The sequence below is a fragment of the Methanoculleus sp. UBA303 genome (genome assembly GCA_002501655.1).
GTDB lineage: Archaea > Halobacteriota > Methanomicrobia > Methanomicrobiales > Methanoculleaceae > Methanoculleus.
On sequence record DANY01000018.1, the window covers coordinates 1 to 6,199 of the forward strand.

At 53.0% G+C, this 6,199-nt stretch carries 6 protein-coding genes and 1 pseudogene; 6 read left to right on the plus strand and 1 reads right to left on the minus strand.

Translation table 11 applies throughout. The features are described from left to right. The first annotated feature begins 195 nt into the window (after window positions 1-195). The 4 genes and pseudogenes from BP846_RS13065 to BP846_RS03820 all read left to right on the plus strand — a co-directional run bounded on the left by BP846_RS13065 (window position 196) and on the right by BP846_RS03820 (window position 2,341). Window positions 196-438 (plus strand): annotated as a pseudogene (locus tag BP846_RS13065) (DUF86 domain-containing protein). 104 nt (window positions 439-542) lie between these two features. Next, window positions 543-761 (plus strand): type II toxin-antitoxin system HicB family antitoxin, encoded by a 219-nt coding sequence (locus tag BP846_RS03810; protein WP_292392761.1) that lies wholly within the window; start codon window positions 543-545, stop codon window positions 759-761. Between the two features lie 499 nt (window positions 762-1,260). Beyond that, the gene (locus BP846_RS03815) at window positions 1,261-1,521 is read left to right on the plus strand and encodes a hypothetical protein (protein WP_292392725.1); all 261 of its coding nucleotides are present in this window, start codon (window positions 1,261-1,263) and stop codon (window positions 1,519-1,521) included. Window position 1,522: 1 nt separating this feature from the next. Then, on the plus strand, window positions 1,523-2,341 hold the full coding sequence (locus tag BP846_RS03820; RefSeq protein WP_292392726.1) for a hypothetical protein: 819 nt from the start codon (window positions 1,523-1,525) through the stop codon (window positions 2,339-2,341). Between the two features lie 139 nt (window positions 2,342-2,480). Here the strand turns inward: BP846_RS03820 and BP846_RS03825 are convergent, their stop codons facing one another. Continuing rightward, window positions 2,481-3,797, minus strand: a complete 1,317-nt coding sequence (locus BP846_RS03825; RefSeq protein WP_292392727.1) for a Fic family protein — start codon at window positions 3,795-3,797, stop codon at window positions 2,481-2,483. Between the two features lie 41 nt (window positions 3,798-3,838). On the opposite strand from BP846_RS03825, the gene BP846_RS03830 reads away from it, so the two are divergent. After that, the gene (locus BP846_RS03830) at window positions 3,839-4,030 is read left to right on the plus strand and encodes a hypothetical protein (protein ID WP_292392728.1); all 192 of its coding nucleotides are present in this window, start codon (window positions 3,839-3,841) and stop codon (window positions 4,028-4,030) included. A gap of 250 nt (window positions 4,031-4,280) precedes the next feature. Next, on the plus strand, window positions 4,281-6,065 hold the full coding sequence (locus tag BP846_RS03835) for an ATP-binding protein (protein ID WP_292392729.1): 1,785 nt from the start codon (window positions 4,281-4,283) through the stop codon (window positions 6,063-6,065). Window positions 6,066-6,199 lie beyond the last annotated feature (134 nt).

Below are 6,199 nucleotides of genomic sequence, written 5' to 3' on the forward strand. Positions count from 1 at the left end.
GAAATTAACCTGACGCCGATGGGGAGCAAGTAGCCGATGATTCCGTGGTTCCGCGGATAATCGGTAGGGGCCGCGTCAACCGGCCTGCACGAATAAGGCTGGCTAAAGCAACCTTCGTGCGAATCAAATGCATCGTCGTGGTCTCCATGAGATCCTCGCTGCAAGCCCCCTGCGTTAGCGGGGGGTAGTTGACAGATGGCTCAGGATGCAGTGGTACGAAACCTTGAGATCATCGGTGAGGCCGCAAAACGGATCCCGGGGTTTTTGAAGGAAGAACGCCCGGATATTCCATGACGCCGGGGTGCCGGCCTCCGGGATATCCCGATCCACCAGTATGTGAGGATAGAACTGGGGGCTGTTTGGGCTATAGTCAGGGATGACCTCCCGGAGCTCAAGCAGGCAGTTGTGGAGATCCTGGCCGAAATGCAGGATCGTTGAACACTTTGCCTGAGCGAGAAGAGACTCATCCGGAGTTCTCCGTCAGGAGACGGTGCGAGCGGGGCACTCTGATGACGGGAGGGCGAAATACATATCCTCCGGTGATGCTACTGTTAGCATGGGATGCCTACATGGAGTTTGCCGTTACGATCAGGAGAGCCGAAGAGGGCGGGTTCTGGGCAGAAGCCCCGGCGCTTCCCGGGTGCTACTCCCAGGGGGAGACGGTCGAGGAGACGCTGGAGAACATCAGGGAAGCAATAGAGAGGCACGTGGAAGCGATCGAAGCATGCACTCTCGCACAACGGCCTGGAGGTGAGACCTGATGGGAGCAAAGGAACGCCCGCGTGAGATGGGATCCATCGGGGGTTCTTTCCAGCAATGCGCTATGAGGGGATGTTATGTCCATAGGCGCCGGCTATGCGCATCCTGTGCTGCAAGCCGGATGGATCAGTTTCCGCGTATCGTCGGTATGGGTGGGCTTCTCCATATATTCGTGAAAACGCCGGGCATCTTCGCCATCAAGGGTAAGCCCGGGTCCGATAGGTGTTGCCATCGTCACTCCACCTCATGATATCTCCCCTTGGACACTTCCAATAGATCCTCTTGATCCCGGGGCTAACTCACTCTTACGCCTCCCTGGCGGGCCACGTCGAACATTTAGAAGATAGTGCGAAGGGGGACCCCAGGCCTTAGCCCGGGATACAATTATGTGGTTTCAAACCAATTTGCATAGAGTTAAAGGTACCTCGCCAAAGGTACCTCGTCCGCTATCGGAGGACATTAAGAAAGATTTATCTGGGTAAAAATTCCCAATAGGAATCAGTGAAAAAGATGTCACGGAGCCTTCGGGAAGGGGTTATCAGTTTCGATGCAGACTTAAAGCTGGAGATATTGTCTTGCTTTAGCAAGACGGTCGATGATAGCGGGTATATTGTCGAGTGTGACGATCCGGATCAGCGCGTCCTCACACCTAACGGCGAAGATATCACATTAGATGAATTTGCCGGGATAAGAAAAGGCTCCGAAATATTCATCAAAGCTGACTTGCCCTCATTAATTGAACTTCTGGATATGCTTGGATAACATGGCTTTTCTCGATGGCCTCAGAGAATTTGTGAGGGTCCACCTTAACGTGAACATCCAATTGGGAGTGAAAACTGTAAATATTATCGCCGACCCAAGAGCGGATGTAGTCAGTTTTGATGAAACCACCGGGGCACTTAAGATCAACTGGGAAAAGCTGCCGGAAGACAAAATAGAGGAACTAAAGCCAGTGATCTCAGATGCGGTTAGAGAACATGATGCTCTGTTAATCGAAAACGAATCCAGAGAGTTACTTGAGGAAATTAAGATCACAGAGAGTTCAGATGAGGAACGGGAGTTTTTATCGTTTTTTAATGGCAAAATCCCCGACGATGACTACACGGCCTTACGCGCATCTTTATACGTAAAGAAGCGATTTGAGGAGGGGGCGCAAAAAGAAGAAATTAACAGATTGAAGTTGGACATCTTAAAGAGATACTCAAAGCGTGGAAGAAATATCTGCGACCTTTGTAGTGCAGGATACTTTAGGGGATTGATAAAGATTTATGAAGAGATGCAACGATATCCTGATTTCTCAGACGAAGCATTTTTAGAGGTATATAATCCCATCGTCGACGAAGGCAATCTCACGGTATTCGTTTCGGGTGGGAGGACAGAGGAGCAAGTAAGACGAGAAATCGAGAGTAAAATACGCAGGAATCGGCAATATGGAATACATGTACTTTATATTCACGGGATCGGAAGATCCAATATCGAAAAGATCAAAATGGTAATTTATGATCTTAAGTCAAAATACTCCACCCTCAAAATCCAAATCTCAGAATATCAAAATATCGTTTCGATGAAGTTAACTTTTTGAAATACATTACCACCCTCACCCGGCGGTCACGGCCGGCGCCGGTACCGGCACGAATGGTGCATCAAGCACCATCGCAAAGACGGAGGCCGGCATCACCGCCTTGTAGTACCCCAAAAGTTCCGAACTGCGAAGACATTCTCTATCCCCTCTCCCAGAGATCGCACTCCCGGTTAAAGACAAACATAAATTCCCGGCCGCGCTTCTCTTTCCTGACACACCCCAGTTCAGCAAGGCGGAGAAGGTCGGTCCTTGCCGTCTGGTAGACGACGCCGTAGGTCTCCATGACCTGGCGGATGGTGAAGTGCTCATCACCGCGCTCCATCATGCACAAAAGGATCTCCGCCTGTCTCGGGCTGATTCCCCTGATGCTCGTAATGATTGCTTCTGTCCGGTTCTGCTCGCTCTGCTTCTTCTCGATGTAGGCGAGCAGGTCCTTTCGTGCCTCTTCGATGCACCTGATGTTGTAGAGGATGAAGTACGTCAGGTCCATCTCGTCGTACTCGGTATGGAGGTAGGCGAGAGCGTAGTCCCTCTTCGACCGGAGGATGATCCGGGAGATGGGCATGTACTCAAAGAGCCAGTAGCCCCGCGAGAGAACGTACCAGTAGAAGATGCTCCGGGCGGTCCTCCCGTTGCCGTCCTCGAAGGGGTGAATGTAGCCGATGAGGAAGTGGAGGATGATCCCCCTGACGATGGGGTGGGTGAATCTCCCGGCGCCTTCTTCGTCGTCAGCGTTTGCGAACCGGCACAACTCCTCGATCATCGCCGGGATCTCTGCGTGGTCGGGGGGCGTGTGATAGACAGTGCCGGTGACGGGATCGGCGACCACAATATCGTCGGTCTCCCGAAATCGTCCGACGGCGGCACTGTTGAGGGTGTTCTCTGTCACAATCCGGTGGGTTCCGAGGATGAGTTCCGGGGTCAGTGGTTCGTCCTTTCTCTCCAGTATGGACTGCATGGCCTTGTAACTGTTGACCACCATCTGCTCGGATCGATTCCTCGGGCGTATCCCCCTCCGGAGCATCTCTTTTGCGGCCCTACGGGTGGTCGCCGCCCCTTCAAGGATGCTTGAGGCGATGGCCTCCTCCATGAACGAGTTGATGATATAGGACTGGTCGAGCCTGACGGTTCTATTGTGGATCCGGATGATGCCGGAGAGGTACTGGTCGAAGATGTGTAGGTTCCGCGAGGATTCGGGGGTGATCGAGTACCTGAGATCGAGGTGGGCGAAAGGGACGGGTTCGTAGCGCATCGCCCGAAGCATTTTCATGACTGTCCAGGCCGCGAGCCTCTCCTCCGGGTCAGGGATGCGATAGGTGAGTTCGTCCCAGGCGAAGTAGCGGTTGTTGTAGTCGGTCACTGTCTTCCTGAAGTCGGGATCCTCTAAGATGTCGCTGAGCACCTTGAGGATTTTCCCATCCCGGGTTTGGGGCGGTCTTTCGGGGAGTCTGGTCATGGATCCGGTCTCACAAATACTAATTTATTAGATATTAGTATTTGATTAGTATTTCGATCTGCGAATGCAAAGAGGTCGTCCTGGACAACTCCGTGCTTGTGAAGGTGCGTAACCAGTTCTCAGCATCATGGAACGCATCGCTCCGGCATCAGATGATGGTCGTCCCGAATTTTGAGGAGGTTGTTGAATGGGCGTTGGACTGTATCGAACTCTACACCCGGGCGGCCAGGTGAGGTCCCGCATGGCCGGTGTGATTGAGATGCTATGTAGAAAGCGTCGCGAAGATGATGCCTGCAGGAAAGATAATTCTGGATTTCGCTACGCGGGAAGCCCCGCAACCTTTCGAAGGCAAACCGGAAGTACCCTTCACCCGGCATGCGAACAGTATATGGTTATTGGCGAAGACTGATCTGATATAGACCGGATATCATCTGCAGGAGTCGTGGAATGCGGGGTTGTGCGGAACTTCTATCAGAACTTAATATGTGTGACGAGCATTGGCGCATCGAAGCGAAAGAAACATCCAGAACTCTGGGCAAATCCGCCTCTCAGACGATCTCGGCGTTCTCAAACGAGCCCGGGATCGAGGGAGGGTATCTCCTGCTCGGTGTTTCCCGCAACCCGGCTTCCGGGAACTATAGAGTTACCGGCGTCCACGATCCCGATAAATTACAGAGGGATGTTGCCTCTCTCTGTGCCTCCGCATTCAACCGGCCCCTGAGGCCGAAAGTGCAGGTCTGCATGGTTGATGAAAAGTTGGTGATCGTGGTATACATCCCTGAAGAAGAGCCTCAAAATAAGCCCATTTACATAAAAGCGCAAGGTCTGCCGCGTGGCGCTTACCGCCGCATCGGCTCGACGGCTCAGCATTGCACTGACGAGGATATCCGGATGTTCCACACGAGTGCAGGACGGAGGACGTTTGATGAGTCGGTCATTCCCGGTGCATCATTGGATGACATCGATCCGCATGCAATCGGCGAATACCGGCGAGCACGACGCGCAGCCAACCCGCATGCACCGGAGTTGAACTGGGGTGATGGAGACCTTCTCCTTGCCCTCAAGTGTGCGGATAAGCAAGACGATGAGCTAATCCCTACGTTGGCCGGGATTCTCCTCTTTGGAAGGGATATGGCAATCCGGAAGTACCTCCCGCTGATGCGTGTTGATTACCTACGCGTTCCAGGCCACAAATGGGACGGAGAGATCTCGTACTCGCTTGAGTTCCGCGAACCACTGTTGAGTATGATACCAAGGGTTATTGCAGGTATTATGGACGATATTCCAAGGTGCGTGGCGTTCCATGAGGGATCCATTCAGCGGCACGAAAGACCCCTCATCCCTGAGCGAGTCGTCCGCGAAGCGGTTGTGAACGCGCTGATGCACCGAAACTATCGATCTTGCGGGACGATAAGGATTATTCGTTATCCGGGAAGGCTGGAGATAACGAATCCGGGACACTCGCTTGTCGAGATCGGCGATGAGGGGAGCATTACCTCTGTCACCAGAAATCCGATCGTTGCAGCTGTTCTGCACGATACTAACCTGGCTGAGAACAAAGGTAGTGGAATCCGGATGATGGTACAGCTAACCCGGGAAGCTCGCCTGTCTCCGCCGGTCTTTGAGTCGAATCGTCAGGCCGATTACTTCCGCGCCGTATTTTCCCTTCACCATTTCTTCTCTGAGGAAGAACTCGAATGGCTCCGTGGCTTCAGCGTTGCTGACCTATCCGACGAAGAGGCGATGGCTCTCGTCTTTGTCAGGCGGAACGGGTCTATCTCAAATGAGCAGTGTCGCGATCTGACCGAACTCGATGTGGTCGGTGCAAGCAAATTGCTCGGGAAACTCCGGGATTTAGGCTTCCTGATCCAGCATCCCCATGGTGCGATGACCTTCTATACTCCCACCGGGCTGCTCGGGGTTGCCCCTGTATGCACAGTTTGCCAGCAGGTGGAGGTCCCTCCGGATGTCGGGGAGACTCTGAGTGTGGATTCTGAAGCAATCCCGCCGGATATTGCCGAATCAATAAGAATGTTGGGCAAAAGGAGTTCACCACAGGAAACCAGGCGAGTTATCGTTCAGATTTGCAGCGTGCGCCCCTTCTCTGCCGGGGAGATCGCCCGGTTGGTTGGGAGAAGCAAAAGGTGGGTACTAAGTAGTTATCTAAATCCGATGATACGTGACGGCCAATTGGAATACGTAATCCCCGGGGAGCCAAACCATCCGGAGCAGAAATATACGGTGGGAAGAAATGAGCAGGAAGTCTGAAGGCAAACTCTGCAGGTTCTTTTTGCATTCTGGATACGGATACCGGAGGACTGCCAACGTGGGATATGGGCGATAGCGCTCTTTTCCATGGGGATGCAGGGGATTTAAACACGGCTTACTGACACACCTCACCC

What these genes read in the sequence shown, in the direction of transcription:
- BP846_RS03810 (WP_292392761.1), top strand. Translation starts at nt 543, where the DNA reads ATGCTACTGTTAGCATGGGATGCCTACATGGAGTTTGCCGTTACGATC.
- BP846_RS03820 (WP_292392726.1), top strand. Translation starts at nt 1,523, where the DNA reads ATGGCTTTTCTCGATGGCCTCAGAGAATTTGTGAGGGTCCACCTTAAC.
- BP846_RS03825 (WP_292392727.1), bottom strand. Translation starts at nt 3,797, where the DNA reads ATGACCAGACTCCCCGAAAGACCGCCCCAAACCCGGGATGGGAAAATC.
- BP846_RS03835 (WP_292392729.1), top strand. Translation starts at nt 4,281, where the DNA reads ATGTGTGACGAGCATTGGCGCATCGAAGCGAAAGAAACATCCAGAACT.